We start from the raw sequence: 16199 nt of genomic DNA, 5'->3' as shown, positions 1-16199 counted from the left end.
GAGTCCTCCCGAAAGACCTCTGGTTCCTCAAATTAGGAGTCCAGAAAAATAGGCTAGCGAGGCGATCCTGATTTGGGAACTCACGGCGTGTCGCCGGGCGGGCGGTGGCAGGGGCGGGATACTCGCCGCATGGTCACCCCGACGATCCAGAGGCGTCGCCTCGGCAACGCCCTCAAGCGCGCCCGCGAGGCGGCAGGCAAGACCCAGGAAGAGGCCGCAGAGGTCATCGACTCGGCGTCGAGCAAGGTCAGCCGGCTGGAGCTGGGCCAGTCCGGCATCCGGCTGACCGACTTGAAGCTGCTGCTCGACTTCTACGGGGTGACCGGGGAGGAAGCCGAGCCGCTACGGGACCTCGCTCGCGCCGGACGGCAACGGGGGCGGTGGAGCGGCTACCGGAACGTGGTGCCGGACTGGTTCCGGCAGTACCTCGACCTGGAGGCCGACGCGGCGGAGATCCGCTGGTACCAATCCGAGGTCATCCCCGGCATCCTCCAGACCGAGCCCTACATCCGGGCGATCATCGACAGGGAGGACGTGGAGCAGCAGGTCGAAGTTCGCCTCGAACGACAGAAGGTCATCGATCGCCTGGACGGGCCGGAACTGAACTTCATCCTCAGCGAGTCCGCGCTCCGGCGGAACCTCGGCGATCGGGAGACCATGCGGGAGCAGCTATCCCAGATCGCCACTCTCGCCAACCGCCCGAACGTCACCATCCAGGTGTTTCCGCTGGATGCCGAGACCTACGTGGTCTCCTCGTTCAACTTCATCATCCTCCGGTTCGGGGAGGAAGTCGCGTCGGACGTCGTCTACCTGGAGACGTTCACGGACGCGGATTACCTCGACAGTCCCGAGGCGGTCCGGGCCTACAATCGGCACTGGGACCGTCTCCGGGCTGCGGCGTTGGGGCCGGCGGAGTCGCGCGGGCTCGTCCTGCGCATCGCCGACGAGATGAAGTAGAGGTTGACATGACGAATCCGGACCTCACCAGCGCGGTGTGGCGGAAGTCCACCCGCAGCGACGGCAACGGCGGCGCGTGTGTCGAGGTGGCCGACCTCCGCGACGGGGTGGCCGTCCGAGACAGCAAGGACAAGTTTGGCCCCGCGCTGGCCTTCGACGCCCAGGGCTGGCGCAGCTTCATCCACTCCCTCAAGAGCAACTAGCGCTACCTCTCCGTACTGGATGAGGGAGTGACGCGACCCGGCTCCCATCTTCGGAGCCGGGTCTGCTGCGTCGACAGCCGCCCGTGCGGCTCTCGGATGCTTCGGTAATGGGCTGGCGGCGGAAGCTGTACGGGAGTGCGGAGCTTCAGGAGCGTTTGGGCGTGTCGCGCGTCCGAGTCGTCCAGCTCACCAGCCGACCCGATTTCCCGGAGCCCTTCGACCGGTTGGCGGGCGGGGCGGTCTGGCTGGTGGAAGACGTAGAAGTCTGGATTACCGAACACCAGCCGTGGAAGGCCCGGGGAGCGGACGAACCACCGCCGCCGGAGAGCTGAGCGGCCAGGAGAGCAGGGCCGGACCGGGACCGCCCGTGATCATGAAGTTAGCGGCAAGAATCGCCGAGATGGATGGCGATAACTTCATGATCGCCGGTGGGCCGGGCGGGGCGACGGCGTATCCCGTTTGCGGGCGTAGGTTGGTAGCGTCGTGCGTGATCGAGAAGCGAAGGTCGCAGTCGTCGGCGTTGGCAACAACACGTCAGCGTTGGTGCAGGGGATCAACTTCTACCGCAGCACCGGGCTGCTTGGTGGGCATTCGTCAGCCCCAGGTGAACGGGCTGGGTGTTGGTGATATCGACTTCGTTGCGGCTTTTGCCCTCTCCGAGGGCAAGGTGGGCAAGGATCTGTGCGATGCGATCTTCGCGCCGCCGAACAATTTCCCCCGCCTCGATGCAGAGCTTCCTCTCGCTGGCGTGAGCGTGCAGCGCGGGCTCACGGATTCGACCGAGACTCGGCGGGTGGCGGAGGCGTTGGAAGGTGCCGAGGTGCTGCTCTACTCCGCGCCGAGTGGGCGGCCGGATGTTGCTCGGGCGTACGCGGAGGCTGCTCTGCTGGCGGGCGTTGCGTTCGTCAACACCACCTCGGACCCGATCGCGTGGGACTTGTCGCTGCTCGAACGATTCGAGGAAGCAGGCCTGCCGCTTGTCGGCGATGACCTGGCCAGTTAGTTCGGCACCTCCGTCGTGCACAAAGCCCTGCTGCGGCTGCTGGAGGAGCGCGGTTTGACCCTGGTCAGCTCCTATCAGGTCAACCTGGGAGGTACCGAAGACTTCCGCAACCTGGCCGAGAACCCGGACAGTAAGAAGCGGTCCAAGATGAACGCTCTGGGATCCGACAAGGTCGAGCTGGCGCCCCTGGGATACCTGCCTCGTCTGAAATCGCAGAAGATCGCCCACCTCAACATCGAGGCGCAAGGATGGGGTGAAACGGCGGTGAGCTTGGAGGTCCGGTTGCAGGTCCACGACCCGAGCGGCGCTGCCGGTGTCAACATCGACCTGCGGCTCTCGGCACGTATGCCTGCCGGCGCGGTTTGAAGAACTCCCGCGACGATGTGCGGTTGACGTTCCCTCCGCACCGCAGACGCGGGATCCGTTCCCTCCCGTACGTGGGACAGGTCTAGGTCTGTCTCTGATGGGCCCATCAGATTGATCTGGCGGACCTATCTCATGTGGATCCCTGGTCTTTCCGCGCGTTGTCGGCGGAGTTGTTCGAGTACGGCGGTGTCGGCGTCGAGGTCGGGGTGGTCGACCTGGCGGTCGAGGTCGACGACGTGTTCGAGTTCCTGGATCGCCTGGTCGAGGTCACCGCCCGCCCGGTGGACCATCGCGATGTTGTACCGGGTGACAGCTTCGCCGGCCCGATCGCCGACCTCCCGCATGATGGGGAGCGCCTGGTGGTAGAAGTCGAGAGCCCGCCGCCGGTCTCCCAACCCGACGTGAACGAGGCCGATGTTGTTGAGGGTGGCGGCTTCGCCGGCCCGGTCGCCGACCTCCCGCAGAATGGGAAGCGCCTGGTCGTAGAAGCCGAGAGCCCGCCGCCGATCCCCCAACCCGGCGTGCACACCTCCGATGTTGTTCAGGGTGGTGGCTTCGCCGGCCCGGTCGCCGACCTCCCGCATGATGGGGAGCGCTTGGTGGTAGTAGTCGAGAGCCTGCTGCCGGTCTCCCAACCTGTCGTGCACGAGCCCGATGTTGTTGAGGGTGGCGGCTTCGCCGGCCCGGTTGCCGACCTCCCGCCGGATGGGGAGCGCCTGGTGGTAGAAGTCGAGAGCCTGCTGCCGGTCTCCCAACCCGTCGTGCACGTGGCCGATGTTGTTGAGGGTGGCGGCTTCGCCGGCCCGGTCGCCGACCTCCCGCAAGATGGGCAGCGCCTGGTGGTAGAAGCCGAGAGCCCGCCGCCGGTCCCCCAACCTGTCGTGCACGTGGCCGATGTTGCTGAGGGTGGCGGCTTCGTTGCCGTGGTCGCCGGCCTGCTGGTACATGGTCAGGGCCCGGTGGAAGTCCTCCAGCGCCGGCCGGGGCTGGCCGGTCGACGACCGTGCCCAGCCACGCTGATAGAGGGCGCTGGCGTCCGGGCCCAGGGTCAGGGTCGCGGTGGCCATGGCCTCGACGGCGGCGAACCGGGAGGTACGCAGCCACACCTGGCACAGCCGGGCGCCGGTGTCCCGGGCGATCGCCGCCTGCCGACCGGCGACAGCGAGCCGATGCACCTCCACGTGTCGGGTGACGGTGGCCGTCGCGGCGAGGCTGAGGGGACGCGGTCGCGACGGTTCTGGATCCTCCATGCCCGAGCCACCTCGTTCTTCCTGCTGCTCCGGCTGCCGACTCGGCGCTTGCCGAGGGCCGGACCACGGCACCGGTGTGGGGCGGGTGCGTTGGTCGTCATTGTTCTTCCCACGATGGCCGGGATGCGGTCAGTGAGTCGGAAACTCGTCACATGAGCCTGGTCTACCGACCGGGCCCGGTACCCGAATGAAACGTACAGTGGCCGCCATGGTTCGCCGTCGATCGCCTGGCCCGGACGCGGGCGGTCCTGGGCCGGCTTGACCGGGCACATCAGGGGAGGGTGTGGGCGATGAGCAGCGCCACAGTGGAGGTTTCCGGGGCTCAGGCCGCGCGGTGGGCCGCGGAGCTGCGGGCTGTGTTGGCCGCGGCCGTGGGGCCGAACGACAGTGTGTCGCCGGTGCAGGTGCACCGGTCGGCAGAGATGGTGATCGCGGTCATCGGGCTGGTGTTCTCCGGGGTCGAGGTGGCCAAGACGATCACCGAGTGGTGGAGTTCCCGCCGCCGGGACGGTGCTGCGGTCACGGTGCTGCTGCCTGACGGCACCCGGATCGAGCTGGCCGAGGGCAGCCAGGCGCGGCTGGAGATCGCCATGCGGCAGGACGGCACCGGGCAGCACTGATCACCGGCCACCAAAACGGGATGGGCAGATGACCACCTTCGAACTGGAGGTCTTCGCGCAGACCTCGAACTACTACGAGCTGCGGTTGTCCGCCGATGGCGAGCCGCCCCGGACGCGTGGTCTGGACCGGGCCGCGGTCGATGAGCTGATCACGCTGGTGCGGCGTGACTACAGCAGTGACGCCGGCGCGCAGAAGGTGTACGGCGCGGTCCGGCTGGCTGAGCTGGGGGCGCGGCTGGCGGAGTTCCTCGACGGCGATCAGCGGTGGCTGACCCCGATCCTGGCCCGTCCCGACGGGGCGGTGCTGCGGATCACCGCCGAGCAGCGGCTGCGGCACCTGCCCTGGGAACTACTCGCCCAGCAGGGCACGTTCCTGACCGTGGCCGGGCGGGCGCCGCTGTTGCCGGTCCGTGCAGTCGGCACCCACGCGGCGCTGACCAGCCCGGTCACGCCGGGCAACCGGCCGTTACGGGTGCTGTTCATGGCAGCCTCCCCCGAAGGTGTCGAGCCGGAGCTCAACTTCGAGGCCGAGGAGGCTGCGATCCTGGCGGCGACGCGACGGACCGGCACCGATCTGGTGGTCGAGGAGAGCGGCACGCTGGAAGGGCTCCGGTTCCTCAGCCGCGACTACGGGGCCGGCCACTTCGACGTGCTGCACCTGAGCGGGCACGCCACCACCGACGGCGGCGAGCCGGTCTTCGTGGTGGAAGACGAGTTCGGCGCGACCGCCAGGGCGACGGCCGATCAGATCGCCCAGGCGATGCAGGGACACTGGCCGAGGCTGGTGTTCGTCTCCGGCTGCCTGACCGCGGACGCCCCTGACGGCGGCGTGTTCCCATCGATGAGCGAAAGCCTGGTCCAGGCTGGTGCCCCCGCAGTGCTCGGCTGGGCGCTGCCGGTCGGGGACGTCTCCGCCACCGATTTCGCCGCCGCTCTCTACCGGGCCCTGGCCGACGGCCGGTCGCTGGACCAGGCCGTCATCGAGGCCCGCCGCCACCTGTTCCTCGACAAGAAGAGCAGCTACTGGCATCTGCTCCGGGTCTACGCCGACCGGTCCCCGCTGGCACCCATGGTCACGCCGTTGCACACCAAAGGCCGCAGAAGGTCGCAGGTACGCGCCGCCGACCAGCAGTTCCTGGACCCACAGACCCAACTGTCCCGGGTCGCGTCCCGCGCCGAGTTCGTCGGCCGGCGTCGGCTCATCCAGCGCTGCCTGCGCACCCTCAGGCAACCCGCCGACACCCCCGGTGCGGCGCAGGGCCTGCTGCTGGCCGGCATGGGCGGGCTAGGCAAGAGTAGCCTCGCCTCCCGGCTCCTGGAACGCATGCCCACCCACCAGCACGCCGTCTGGTACGGCCAGGTCGACGCCATCAAGTTCCGCGAGCTGACCAGCAAGATCCGCTTCGACAGTGTCGACCAGACCAGCGAGGCCAACAAACTCCTCGACAACGAACAGGTTCCCCTCCCGATCCGGCTGCGGTACCTGCTCGACGTCGACGGGCCGCTCGGCGGGACACCCTGCCTGTTCGTGTTCGACGACTTCGAAACCGGCAACCTCGACCAGCGCGAAGACGGCAGCCATGTGCTCGCCCCGGCGATGGCCGACATCCTGCCCGCCCTGCTCACCGCCATCCGCGACACCGGAAGCCCGAGCCGCGTCATCATCACCAGCCGCTACCGCTTCCCCGCCCCGGCCGGCACCACCGTCGCCGTCGAGGGCCTGGAGACCCTCACCCCCGTCGAGCAGGACAAGAAGATCGCGAACCTGGCGAACCTGCGCCCCGGATCCACGATCGACCTGACCATCCGGGACCGGGCGATCGAGGCTGCGGCGGGCAACCCCCGCCTGCTCGACTGGCTCAACCGGATCGTCGATGATCCCACCCTCGACATCGACGGCCTGCTCACCGCCATCGAGAACGAAACCGACCGGTTCCGCCGCGAGACCGTCCTGGCCGACAATCTGCTCGACTCCCAGCCCCTCGAACTCCGCCGCATGCTCGCCAGAATCAACGTCGTCGAACTACCCGTACCTACCGCCACCGTCCACGCCCTGCACCAACACCCCGACGCCGCCCGGCACATCCAGCGGGCCGTTCAACTGGGCCTGCTCGAAGAGGGCACCGACCCCGAAACCCGACAGCCCCGCTACTACGTCTCCAACGTCCTGCACCCCCTCGTCCGCCCCCTGATCACCGACGACGAACACACCCAGGCATGCGCTGCCGCCGCACAGTCCCTCCACCGACTCTGGGTCCTCGACCCCACCGCCCCCGATGGCCACTGACCCCCTGACCCTCGTCCGGTGGGTCGAGGTGCACCGGCTCGCTGTCGCCGGTCGGCAGGCGGCGATCGCCCGGGACACCGGTGCCCGGGTGTGCCAGGTGTGGCTGCGTACCTCCCGGTTCGCCGCCGTCGAGGCCATGGCCACCGCGACCCTGACCCTGGGCCCGGACGCCAGCGCCCTCTACCACCGTGGCTGGGCACGGTCGGCGACCGGCCAGCCCCGGCCGGCGCTGAAGGACTTCCACCGGGCCCTGACCATGTACCAGCAGTCCGGCGACCACGGCAACGAAGCCGCCACCCTCAACAACATCGGCCACGTGCACGGCAGGTTGGGGGACTGGCGGCGGGCTCTCGGCTTCTACGACCGGGCGCTGCCCATCTGGCGGGAGGTCGGCGACCGGACCGGCGAAGCCACCACCCTCACCAACATCGGTCTCGTGTACTCCGGGTTGGGGGATCGGCGGCGGGCTCTCGGCTTCTACGACCGGGCGCTCCCCATTCTGCGGGAGGTCGGCGACCGGGCCGGCGAAGCCGCCACCCTTACCAACATCGGTCTCGTGTACTCCGGGTTGGGGGATCGGCGGCGGGCTCTCGGCTTCTACGATCAGGCGCTCCTTATCCGGCGGGAGGTCGGCGACCGGGCCGGCGAAGCCGCCACCCTCAGCAACATCGGTCTCGTGTATTCCGGGTTGGGTGACTGGCGGCGGGCTCTCGGCTTCTACGATCAGGCGCTGCCCATCGTGCGGGAGGTCGGTGACCGGGCCGGCGAAGCCGCCACCCTCAACAACATCGGGGGTGTGCACGACAGGTTTGGGGATCGGCGGCGGGCTCTCGGCTTCTACGATCAGGCGCTCCTTATCCGGCGGGAGGTCGGCGACCGGGCCGGCGAAGCCGCCACCCTCAACAACCTCGGTCTCGTGTATTCCGGGTTGGGTGACCGGCAGCGGGCTCTCGACTTCTACCACCAGGCGCTGCCCATCGCGCGGGAGGTCGGCGACCGGGCCGGCGAAGCCGCCACCCTGAACAACATCGGCCACGTGTACGACACGTTGGGGGATCGGCGGCGGGCTCTCGGCTTCTACGATCAGGCGCTGCCCATCTTGCGGGAGGTCGGCGACCGGGCCGCCGAAGCTGTCACCCTGAACAACATCGGGTCCGTGCACGTCGGGTTGGGGGATCGGCGGCGGGCTCTCGGCTTCTACGACCATGCGCTCCTTATCCGGCGGGAGGTCGGCGACCGGGTCGGCGAAGCTGTCACCCGGCACAACATCGCGATGGTCCACCGGGCGGAAGGTGACCTCGACCTGGCGATCCAGGAACTCGAACATGTTGTCGACCTCGACCGCCAGGTCGACCGCCCCGACCTCGACGCCGACACCGCCGTCCTCGAACAACTCCGCCGACAACGCGCGGAAGACCACGGATCCGAACCGCCCGGGGGGTCGTGATGACGGCTGTCAGCGCAGGGAGGCGCGGGCGGAGAAGGCGACCTCATGGCGATCACTTCATGATCAACGAGGCGGGGCGAGGCGGACGACTGGTGTTTAGCCTCTCGGCCAGTTCCTGCTCGTCCTCGCTGCGGTGTGGTTCACCACCGGCCAGCCGAGGCAGCGCCGGACTGGCCGGTGCCGAGGAGGGACCGGCCGGTCGGGGTGAGGACGTGGAGGACGCTCTGCCTGCGGCGGGTGGTGGTGATGAGTCCGGCGCTCCGGAGCACGGTGGCGTGTTCGCTGGCGCTGCTGGCGCTGATGCGGGCGGTGGCGGCAAGTTCACCGGTGGTGCAACCGGGCTGCTGGGCGATGACGTGCAGGACGGTCGCGCGGGTACGGCCCAGCAGCGCGACCATCTGCCGCGGTGCCGCTGCCGACTCCGCTGGCGTGATCGGGTCGGGAAAGCGCTGCCCGTTGTGGGGGATGGGAAAGCTCAGCCAGGGTTGGGGTTCGGCGTCGCAGTCGAGGCTGGGCCTGCCGGAGCCGAACACCGAGGGAATCAGCAGCAGCCCGCGGCCGCTGAGATGCAGCTCGCCGGTGAGCCCGGTGTGGATCTCCAGGACGGGCGGGTTCCAGCGGATCTGCGGCGGACCCAGATGGCGTAACAGGTGGTCGATCCCGTGGTCGACCAGGTCCCGGGCCCGGGCGGCCCGGTCGGCGGCGATCCAGGCGGTCACCTGGTCCCAGTATGGGGCGATCAGCGTGGTGTGTAGCTGGCCGAGGGCATCAGCGAGGCGTTGGAGGGCCTGCGGGTCGTCGTCGAGTCGGCGTGCCCAGCCCGGCACCGGCCGTTCCTCGGCGAAGCGCGTCATCTCCCGGCGGATCAGCGACCGGGGTGTGGACCGGACCTGCTCCAGGCACTCCTGCGCGCCGCCGAGCCGTGCCAGGGACAGGAAGTTCGGCGAGTAGCCACGAGCCGGCGCCAGATCGAAGACCAAGCGGGTTTCGGCCGGCAGACGTGGAACCACCGGCCCGGTCCAGGGGACATGCCGCATCAACGAGGGCTTCCACAACCCACGGACCACCCGCATGGTCTCCACCAGCGGCGACGGCGACCCCATCACCCGGGTGCGTCCCAGGTCCTCTGCCGTGAAGTGAATCCGGTAGACCACCCGTGACCCTTCCAATTCAGAACCAGCGCCGACTCTCCTCGAACGCCCATCGATGGTGGCCTTTCGGCTCAGACCGAAGCAAGGTGACAGCCGATACCCGACGGTCCGATGGTGGTTTCAGCAACGACGACCGTTTCTCGCTCCAGAGAAGGGAACCCCCCATGGTACGGAGACTCGCCAGACTGCTGTTCACCGCCGGACCGGGCAGGCACGAGAAGAGAGCCGTGAAACGCATTTCGCTCGTGCTCATTGCGGTGCTGGGCCTGGTGATCGCCGTCCCCAGTGCGGCAAGCGCACACAGCACCGACGACTGGTACTACGACACCAGTTCCCCAGGCGGCAACGGGTACAAATACGCTGGGGACACGCGCAGCAGTGTTGGCGGCGTGTATCAAGAGGTGGACGAGTGGACCACCTCCGGCGAATATTCCGCGATCCAGGCGTACGTGGAGGACACCGCCACCGACGGCTACTGCGGGACCATCGAGATCGCCTACACGCACGGCGGATGGCAAAGTGACCACTGGCACTTCCGCACCGTCCCCGTGCTGGACTGCTCCACCAACGGCGCCGGCACGGCCAGGGCGTACTTCTACAGCTCGTATCCGATCGGGAACCTGAACTCCCGAGCCTGCCACGCGAACTCGGCCGGGAAGATCATCCACTGCGAGAAGAACTGGCATACGGTGATGCCCTGAGACAATGCTGAAGGGGTCTGCGCCCCGAAGCGGCGGGCGTGCGACGGCGAGTGCCCCTGACGGACCGATGACCCGGCCCATAGGGACGGGGCTCGGGCACCGGACACACGAGCGATGAGGCAGTGACGTGCCCCGGCTCCCATCTTCGGAGCCGGGGCACGTCACTCTTTGAGTGATCGATCAAGGCTGGCAGCCGGATGTGACGAGACAGGCCCCTGCGGGTCAGCGCAGCGAGGCGCGGGCCGAGAAGGCGATGCTGGCCAGCAGGAAGCCGCCGTTTACCACCGTGAACGCCACGATCACCCAGAACACCAGGGCCGGGGCGAACGCCAGCACCAGCCCGGCCACGAAGATCACCGCGCCGTAGTCGCGGACCAGCTTCGCCAGCCGCACCGGCAGCGAGGTCGAGGTGACCATGCTGGCCGCGTTCGGGCCGGCCTGCATCACCGACGTCACCAGATTGACCATCCAGGTGCCCGCGAAGACGGCGACCAGCCAGGACGGCGTCTCCGGGCGCTGCGCCACGGCCGTGGCGGACAGGGCGGCCACCAGGGCGATCTGGGCGGCCACGTCGCAGAGCACGTCCACCCGCGCGCCGGCCGCGCTGCCCTGCCCCGTCACCCGGGCGAGCTGCCCGTCGGCGCAGTCCAGGGCGTACGCGACCTGCCAGCCGACCAGCGCGACCAACCCGACCACCCACGCCGGCACGCTCCCGGCGGCGACCCGGTCGGCGAGCGCCACCACCGTCACCGACGTGGCCAGGCCGAGCACCAGGTTGGCGATGGTCAGCGCGGTCGGTCGCAGCCCGAGCCGCTGGGCGACCAGCGCGAACACCGCGCCCAGCCACTGGCTGACCGACTCGCTGAACAGGCCGCCGCCCCGGTTGACCCGGTGGAAGTCGGCTACGGAGGGGCGGGACGAATCAGTCAAGGTGGTCGCGGAGTGCACCGGCGTAGTCTGCCAGCCGCTCCCGCGTCTCGGAAGGCGACATCGCCAGGTGCTCCAGGATGGTGTACCGGTCCGGCCGGGTCCGGGGCGCGAACTGCACCGCCTCCACGAACTGGTCGTCGCTGAGCCCCACGTCGGCCGGCAGCCGGGGCAGGCCGTGCCGGGCCAGGCAGGCCGACATCTCCCGGAACCGGCGCAGGTCTCCCCGCAGCCAGGTGCAGAACAGCGCGCCCAGCCCGGCCAGCTCGCCGTGCGAGGCGGTGCCCGGGAAGAGCGCGTCCACCGCGTGCATGATCTCGTGGCAGCCGCCGCTGGACGGGCGGCTGGTGCCGCAGATCGCCATCGCCAGGCCGCTGGAGATCAGCGCCTCGGCGAGCACGGTGACGAACGCGTCGTCGGTCATGTCGCCGGGGTGGTTGAGGACCGCCTCGGCGCCCGCCCGGGCCAGCGAGGCGGCCAGGCCGTCGACCGGCTCCCCCCGGACCTGGCGGGCCAGCTCCCAGTCGGCCAGCGCGCTGATGTTGCTCACTACGTCGCCGATGCCCGCCCGGTTGTGCCGCTCCGGCCCGGCCTCCACGAAGTCCAGGTCGATGATGACCGCGATCGGGATGTGCACCCCGTAGGAGCCCTTGATCCCGTCGGTGATCAGCGAGGCCACCGGGGAGGCGATGCCGTCGTTGGCCAGGCTCGTCGCCACCGTGACCATGGGCAGGCCGCGCCGGGTGGCCGCGTACTTCGCCACGTCGATGGTCTTGCCGCCGCCGATGCCCACCACCGCGTCGTACGACCGGGCGCGCAGCTTCCCGCCGAGGTCGTCGGCGGCGTCGAGGGTGCCGCCGGCCACGGTGAACACGTCCGCCGAGCGCAGCGACGGCCGGATCAGCTCGGCGATCTGCGTGCCCTGGCCCGGCCCCACCACCACCGCCACGTCGCCGCCGGAGGAGATCCGCCCGTCGGCCAGGATCGCGGCCAGGTCCGCCACCGCGCCCCGCCGCACGTCGATGTGCAGCGGGGTGAGGACCGTGCGGGCTAGCAGCGGCACGCGATCTCCCGCGCCCGGGCCAGGTCGGCGTGGTTGTCGACCTCGACCCACGAGACGTCGCCGATCGGCGCCGCCCGCACCTCCCCGCCCCGCTCGGCGAACTCCTGGTAGCCGTCCTCGTAGTAGAGGTTCGGGTCCCGCCGCCAGGTCGTCTCCAGGGCGTCGGCGAGCGCGTCGGCCACCTGCGGCTCGATCAGCGTCGCGCCGATGTACTCCCCGTACGCCTCGCCCGGGTCCATCAGCTTGGTGATCCGGGTGAGCTGGCCGGCGGCGTCGAAGGTGGTCTTCATCTCCTCCTCGGCCAGCGCCTTGATGGTGTCCACCGCGAGCAGGATGCCCGGGCCGCGCTCGGCCAGCAGGGTCTTCTCCACGCTCACCGGGTGCACGGTGTCGCCGTTGACCAGCAGGACGCCCCGGGCGAAGTGCTCCCGGGCCAGCCAGAGCGAGTACGCGTTGTTCCACTCCTCGGCCTTGTCGTTGTGCACGAGGCTGATCGTGACGCCGTGGCGCTTCTCCAGCTCCGCCTGACGGGAGACGACCGCGTCCGCGGCGTACCCGACGACGATCACCACCTCGGTCAGCCCGACCTCGGCGAGGTTGCGCAGCGCGATGTCCAGGATGGTGGTCTCACCGTCCACCGGCACCAGCGCCTTGGGCAGGGTGTCGGTGTACGGGCGCAGTCGACGCCCCGCACCGGCCGCGAGCACCATCCCGATCATGCGACCGCCTCCCTCGTACGACTCCGGGTCATCGGTGGAGGATAGCGCCGGGGCGGAACACGCCCGACGTCAACCGGGAGTTCACCCCGGCAGCGCGGCCAGGTCCGCGAGCACGGCCAGCCGCTCGTCGGCGGTCAGCACCGCGTACGGGCCCGCCGCCCGCCGGTCCGTCTCCTGCTCGATGGCCAGCCGTTCCGGGCCGGCCGGCAGCTCGGTGATGCTGAGCGCGGTGTGCCCGGCCGCCGTCCACGCCGCCTCGTGCGCGTCGGCCCGGTGGTAGCGCAGCGTGCCGAGCCGGTTGAGCAGCAGCACCCCCGGCGAGGCGCCGTCCGGCTCGTGCGGGGGCGCCATCACGGCGAACGCGTCGCCGGCCGAGCCCGGCTCCTCCTCGGCGGCGACCATCGCGTACGTGAGCAGCCGGCCGAGCGCCTCGACCAGCCGGACCACCCGGTCGTCGTGCCCGATCCACAGCTCCTCGGTCACCTCGGCGTGCACCTGGTAGATCTCGGTGAGGAAGGCCTGCCCGCGTTCCGTCGCGGAGAAGCATCCGTCGGGGCGGCGGTGCAGCATGCCGTAGGCGACCTGCTTGTCCAGCGCCCGCTGGCAGGACCCCGGGTCCCGGTACCGGGTCACGGCGGCGAAGCCCGCCGGGTCGACGGTCCCGCCCGGCGCGGCCAGCCGGGTGCGGAACTCGATCAGGAAGCCGGTGGCCGCCGGCCCGCCGTACCGCTGGCTCAGCTCCGCGCCGCCCCCGTCGCGGCCGGCGAGGATTCCGGCGACGAAGACCCGATCCACCGCCGGGGCGATCAGCCCGGCGAACCGGTGCGGCGCGAGCTCGACGTCGTCGCTCACAGACCGATCGAGTGCAGGGCCGCGAAGGCGTCCTCGGCGATCCGCCGGATCAGCCCGTCGTTGACGTCGCGGTGCTCGTCCAGCAGGGCGACGTCCCGCTCGGCCAGCCAGCGGAACTCGGTGTGCTTGCCCTCTTCCAACCGGGGCCGGCTCAGGTCACCGTCGACCCGGACCAGGAAGTCGGTCTCGACCCGGTCCAGCCCGTCGGCGCCGGTCCAGCGGTACTCGCCGACCGGGCCGAGGACGTGCGACACGGTCCAGCCGGTCTCCTCGGTGACCTCCCGGCGCAGCGCGTCCTCCACCCCCTCGCCCGGTTCCAGGTGGCCGCCGACGATGTCCCAGGTGTCGGGGAACAGGACCCGGTGCGGGGACCGGCGCTGGATGAAGAGGCGGCCGTCGTCGTCGACGATCAGGGCGCCGGCGCAGCGGAGAGGCTCGGTGGACACCCGTCGACAGTAGCGAGCCGACGCCGTGTAGGGCGATGCCTGGTGACCAGGGACGCCACCGGTGGGAACGCCGACGGCCCGGCCCCCGCGCGGGGGCCGGGCCGTCGGGCACGGGTCAGCGGCTCTGCCTGGGCGTCCGCTTGACCGGACTCCGCTTCGTCGGCAGCGGTGTCGGGCTGTCAGGGCCGGTGAAGACGGCCGCGGCCCGCCAGTCGATCACGTCGACCTGGGGGCCGCTGCGCGTCGTCCAGCCACCCGTCGGCGCCCCGTTGACCCAGCTTGCCGACGAGAGGTTGCCGGTGGTGCGGCTGACCAGGTAGATGCTGGATCCGGAGACGAACATCCCACCGGCGTCGGCGAAGCCGGTCGCGCCGGCCACGGTGAACTTGTCCGCGCCCACGGTGCCGCTGTCCGGGCTGAACCAGCGCCAGAACAGGCCGCTCTGGCCGGTCAGCGTGTAGTAGAGCCGGCCGTTGGTGTAGAACGCGCCGGTCACGTTCGGGAGCTCCGGGTAGAAGTTCACCGTGCTGCCGGCGTACTTCTGGCCCTCCGGCCCGGAGTCGGTCACCACGTTGTCCCACAGCGGGTCGTGGTACGGGTCGACCAACTTGGGCGTGCCGAAGGTGGCACCGTCGAAGGTCCGTCGCCACAGCGCGCCGTTCACCCCGTAGAAGAGGGTGCCGCCCACCCAGAAGGCTCCCCGGACCGCCGACCACGCGGTGCCGTCGGGGCTGGGGACCGGCGCGGAGAGGCTGACCCCACGGAGGCCGTCGTAGGCCCGGGTGCGCATCGTGTTCGCCGCGCCGACCCCGGCGAAGTAGACGTTGCCCGTCAGGGTGGTGGTGGCGGTGGAGTGCGGGACCGCGCCGCCGGTGAGCGGGAAGAACGCGATCCGCCCCCGGCGGTACTTGAAGTTGCCGATCCATTCCTGGTCGGAGCCGAGCCACAGGCCCTGCGGGGTGACCAGCAACTCGGCCACGCCGTAGCCGCGTGGGTGCCGGCCCGGGTTCCAGGTCAGCGGCAGGCCGCTGAGCGGGTCGAGCGCGGCGATGCTGGGCCGGGCGACGGCGCCCGGGTACGCCGAGTTGGTGGCGGAGCTGTTGTTCACCCAGCGGAAGTGGCCGCCGACGTAGACCGCCTGCTCGGTGATGCCGACGGAGAGGAACGTGTCGCCGCCGCTGTAGTTGACCCAGGTCGGCTCGACGGCCGTACCGGTGGAGGAGGTCTCCCAGCGGGCGACCGCGTCGCAGAGCGTCCCGCTGTACGGGCTGCCGGTGGTGGCGACGACGAAGTAGCGGCCGTCCGGCGAGAAGCTGACGTCCCGCACGTACGAGTCGAACGCCTTCGCGTTGCAGCGCGGCTCGTAGCGGTTGGTGTTCCAGCCCGAGACGGTCGCCGTGGCGGCGCCGAGGGTGAGCCGGACCACCTGGTCGTGCAGCACCCCGTTGGCCTTCTTGAAGTTGCCGATCACCACGAGCTGGGAGCCGTCGGGCGAGACCGCCAGCTTCTCGGCCCCGACGCCCGCGCTCGCGCCGCTGATCCCGTCGTAGTTGTGGTGCTCGGTCAGCGTGGCGGTCAGGTAGTCGTCCACGACGCCGGTGGTGGCGTTGAGCGAGACGAGCCCACCACGCGGCTTGGTGGCGGCGGTGGTGAAGGTGCCGCCCACCAGCAGCCGGCTGCCGACCTTGGCGACGTCGTTGACGAGGCCGTTGAACGCCAGGTTGGGGAAGCTCGCGACCAGGCTGCCGTCGGACAGGTTGACCAGGGCGAGCTTGCGGCGGTTCGTCCCGTTGACGGTGTTGAAATTGCCGGCGAGGTAGACCGTGCCGGCGGTGGGGCCGGCGAGGACGTCCAGCACCTCGCCGTCGACCACGGGGGCGAACGCGGTGTCCACGTTGCCGGTGGCCTTGTCGAAGGACAGCACGAACTTGCGCGGGATCTTCACGTCCGAGCCGCGGTTCTCCACCCCGGTGAACGAGCCGCCGACGACGACCTTGCTCCCGGCGTCGTGGATGGCGAAGACGGTGCCGTCCACGACGTCCGGCGTGGGGCCGGACGGGACCGCGCCCACCACTGTGGCGTGGCCGGCGCCGGCGGGCGCGGGGTTGGCGACGACGCCGCCGGTGACGGCGAGTGCGGCGGCGGTCAGGACCGCCAGTGGTCGGCGGCTGAGCGCGGGAAAACGGGCCACGGGCAACTCCGAATGA

General features: G+C 70.2%; 16 protein-coding genes. 8 read left to right on the top strand and 8 right to left on the bottom strand.

Annotated features, from left to right (window positions below; genetic code table 11):
• Positions 1-129 precede the first annotated feature (129 nt).
• The 4 genes from ABT023_RS00255 (at position 130) to ABT023_RS00240 (ending at position 2529) form a co-directional block, all read left to right on the top strand.
• Positions 130-957, top strand: a complete 828-nt coding sequence (locus tag ABT023_RS00255) for a helix-turn-helix domain-containing protein (protein WP_350880050.1) — start codon at positions 130-132, stop codon at positions 955-957.
• 8 nt (positions 958-965) lie between these two features.
• Entirely contained in the window at positions 966-1160 is a 195-nt protein-coding gene (locus tag ABT023_RS00250; protein ID WP_350880048.1) for a DUF397 domain-containing protein, read from the top strand.
• A gap of 583 nt (positions 1161-1743) precedes the next feature.
• Complete coding sequence (locus ABT023_RS00245) at positions 1744-2163, top strand: hypothetical protein (protein WP_350880046.1); 420 nt, start codon at positions 1744-1746, stop codon at positions 2161-2163.
• A gap of 15 nt (positions 2164-2178) precedes the next feature.
• Positions 2179-2529, top strand: coding sequence for a hypothetical protein (locus ABT023_RS00240; RefSeq protein ID WP_350880045.1), 351 nt, complete (start codon positions 2179-2181; stop codon positions 2527-2529).
• Positions 2530-2654: 125 nt separating this feature from the next.
• On the opposite strand, the gene ABT023_RS00235 is transcribed toward ABT023_RS00240, so the two are convergent.
• On the bottom strand, positions 2655-3779 hold the full coding sequence (locus ABT023_RS00235; RefSeq protein WP_350880044.1) for a tetratricopeptide repeat protein: 1125 nt from the start codon (positions 3777-3779) through the stop codon (positions 2655-2657).
• Between the two features lie 290 nt (positions 3780-4069).
• Between ABT023_RS00235 and ABT023_RS00230 the strand changes: the two genes are divergently transcribed.
• Genes ABT023_RS00230 through ABT023_RS00220 form a run of 3 tightly spaced genes read left to right on the top strand, consistent with a single transcriptional unit; the run spans position 4070 to position 8133 of the window.
• On the top strand, positions 4070-4399 hold the full coding sequence (locus ABT023_RS00230) for an effector-associated constant component EACC1 (protein WP_350880043.1): 330 nt from the start codon (positions 4070-4072) through the stop codon (positions 4397-4399).
• A 28-nt stretch (positions 4400-4427) separates the two neighbouring features.
• Positions 4428-6686 carry a CHAT domain-containing protein gene (locus ABT023_RS00225; RefSeq protein ID WP_350880041.1) on the top strand — a complete coding sequence of 753 codons (2259 nt, stop codon included), beginning with the start codon at positions 4428-4430 and terminating at the stop codon, positions 6684-6686.
• A complete protein-coding gene (locus ABT023_RS00220; protein ID WP_350880039.1) occupies positions 6676-8133 on the top strand; it encodes a tetratricopeptide repeat protein in 1458 nt (485 codons plus the stop codon). Before ABT023_RS00225 ends, ABT023_RS00220 begins: the two co-directional genes overlap by 11 nt.
• Before the next feature lie 140 nt (positions 8134-8273).
• On the opposite strand, the gene ABT023_RS00215 is transcribed toward ABT023_RS00220, so the two are convergent.
• A complete protein-coding gene (locus tag ABT023_RS00215; RefSeq protein WP_350880037.1) occupies positions 8274-9287 on the bottom strand; it encodes an ArsR/SmtB family transcription factor in 1014 nt (337 codons plus the stop codon).
• Between the two features lie 224 nt (positions 9288-9511).
• Between ABT023_RS00215 and ABT023_RS00210 the strand changes: the two genes are divergently transcribed.
• Positions 9512-9985: a hypothetical protein gene (locus tag ABT023_RS00210; protein WP_350880035.1), complete on the top strand. Its 474-nt coding sequence runs from the start codon at positions 9512-9514 to the stop codon at positions 9983-9985.
• Between the two features lie 222 nt (positions 9986-10207).
• On the opposite strand, the gene ABT023_RS00205 is transcribed toward ABT023_RS00210, so the two are convergent.
• From ABT023_RS00205 to ABT023_RS00180, 6 genes are all read right to left on the bottom strand, one after another.
• Positions 10208-10933, bottom strand: coding sequence for a CDP-alcohol phosphatidyltransferase family protein (locus tag ABT023_RS00205; protein WP_350880033.1), 726 nt, complete (start codon positions 10931-10933; stop codon positions 10208-10210).
• Entirely contained in the window at positions 10908-11975 is a 1068-nt protein-coding gene (locus ABT023_RS00200) for an iron-containing alcohol dehydrogenase family protein (protein WP_350880031.1), read from the bottom strand. Before ABT023_RS00200 ends, ABT023_RS00205 begins: the two co-directional genes overlap by 26 nt.
• The gene (locus ABT023_RS00195) at positions 11963-12694 is read right to left on the bottom strand and encodes a phosphocholine cytidylyltransferase family protein (protein ID WP_350880029.1); all 732 of its coding nucleotides are present in this window, start codon (positions 12692-12694) and stop codon (positions 11963-11965) included. Before ABT023_RS00195 ends, ABT023_RS00200 begins: the two co-directional genes overlap by 13 nt.
• 81 nt (positions 12695-12775) lie before the next feature.
• Complete coding sequence (locus tag ABT023_RS00190) at positions 12776-13546, bottom strand: hypothetical protein (protein WP_350880027.1); 771 nt, start codon at positions 13544-13546, stop codon at positions 12776-12778.
• Positions 13543-13992, bottom strand: coding sequence for an NUDIX hydrolase (locus ABT023_RS00185; protein ID WP_350880025.1), 450 nt, complete (start codon positions 13990-13992; stop codon positions 13543-13545). Before ABT023_RS00185 ends, ABT023_RS00190 begins: the two co-directional genes overlap by 4 nt.
• 115 nt (positions 13993-14107) lie before the next feature.
• Positions 14108-16183: a hypothetical protein gene (locus ABT023_RS00180; RefSeq protein WP_350880024.1), complete on the bottom strand. Its 2076-nt coding sequence runs from the start codon at positions 16181-16183 to the stop codon at positions 14108-14110.
• Positions 16184-16199: the final 16 nt, after the last annotated feature.

This window comes from Micromonospora sp. NPDC002296 (assembly GCF_040296145.1).
Lineage (GTDB): Bacteria > Actinomycetota > Actinomycetes > Mycobacteriales > Micromonosporaceae > Micromonospora.
The sequence above is the reverse complement of the archived record's forward strand: the minus strand, read 5'-3'. Positions and strand labels throughout refer to the sequence as shown.

Bases quoted from the DNA above. Each gene is read 5' to 3' on its own strand.
- ABT023_RS00255 (WP_350880050.1), top strand. From the start codon at position 130: ATGGTCACCCCGACGATCCAGAGGCGTCGCCTCGGCAACGCCCTCAAG.
- ABT023_RS00250 (WP_350880048.1), top strand. From the start codon at position 966: ATGACGAATCCGGACCTCACCAGCGCGGTGTGGCGGAAGTCCACCCGC.
- ABT023_RS00235 (WP_350880044.1), bottom strand. From the start codon at position 3,779: ATGGAGGATCCAGAACCGTCGCGACCGCGTCCCCTCAGCCTCGCCGCG.
- ABT023_RS00230 (WP_350880043.1), top strand. From the start codon at position 4,070: ATGAGCAGCGCCACAGTGGAGGTTTCCGGGGCTCAGGCCGCGCGGTGG.
- ABT023_RS00225 (WP_350880041.1), top strand. From the start codon at position 4,428: ATGACCACCTTCGAACTGGAGGTCTTCGCGCAGACCTCGAACTACTAC.
- ABT023_RS00220 (WP_350880039.1), top strand. From the start codon at position 6,676: ATGGCCACTGACCCCCTGACCCTCGTCCGGTGGGTCGAGGTGCACCGG.
- ABT023_RS00195 (WP_350880029.1), bottom strand. From the start codon at position 12,694: ATGATCGGGATGGTGCTCGCGGCCGGTGCGGGGCGTCGACTGCGCCCG.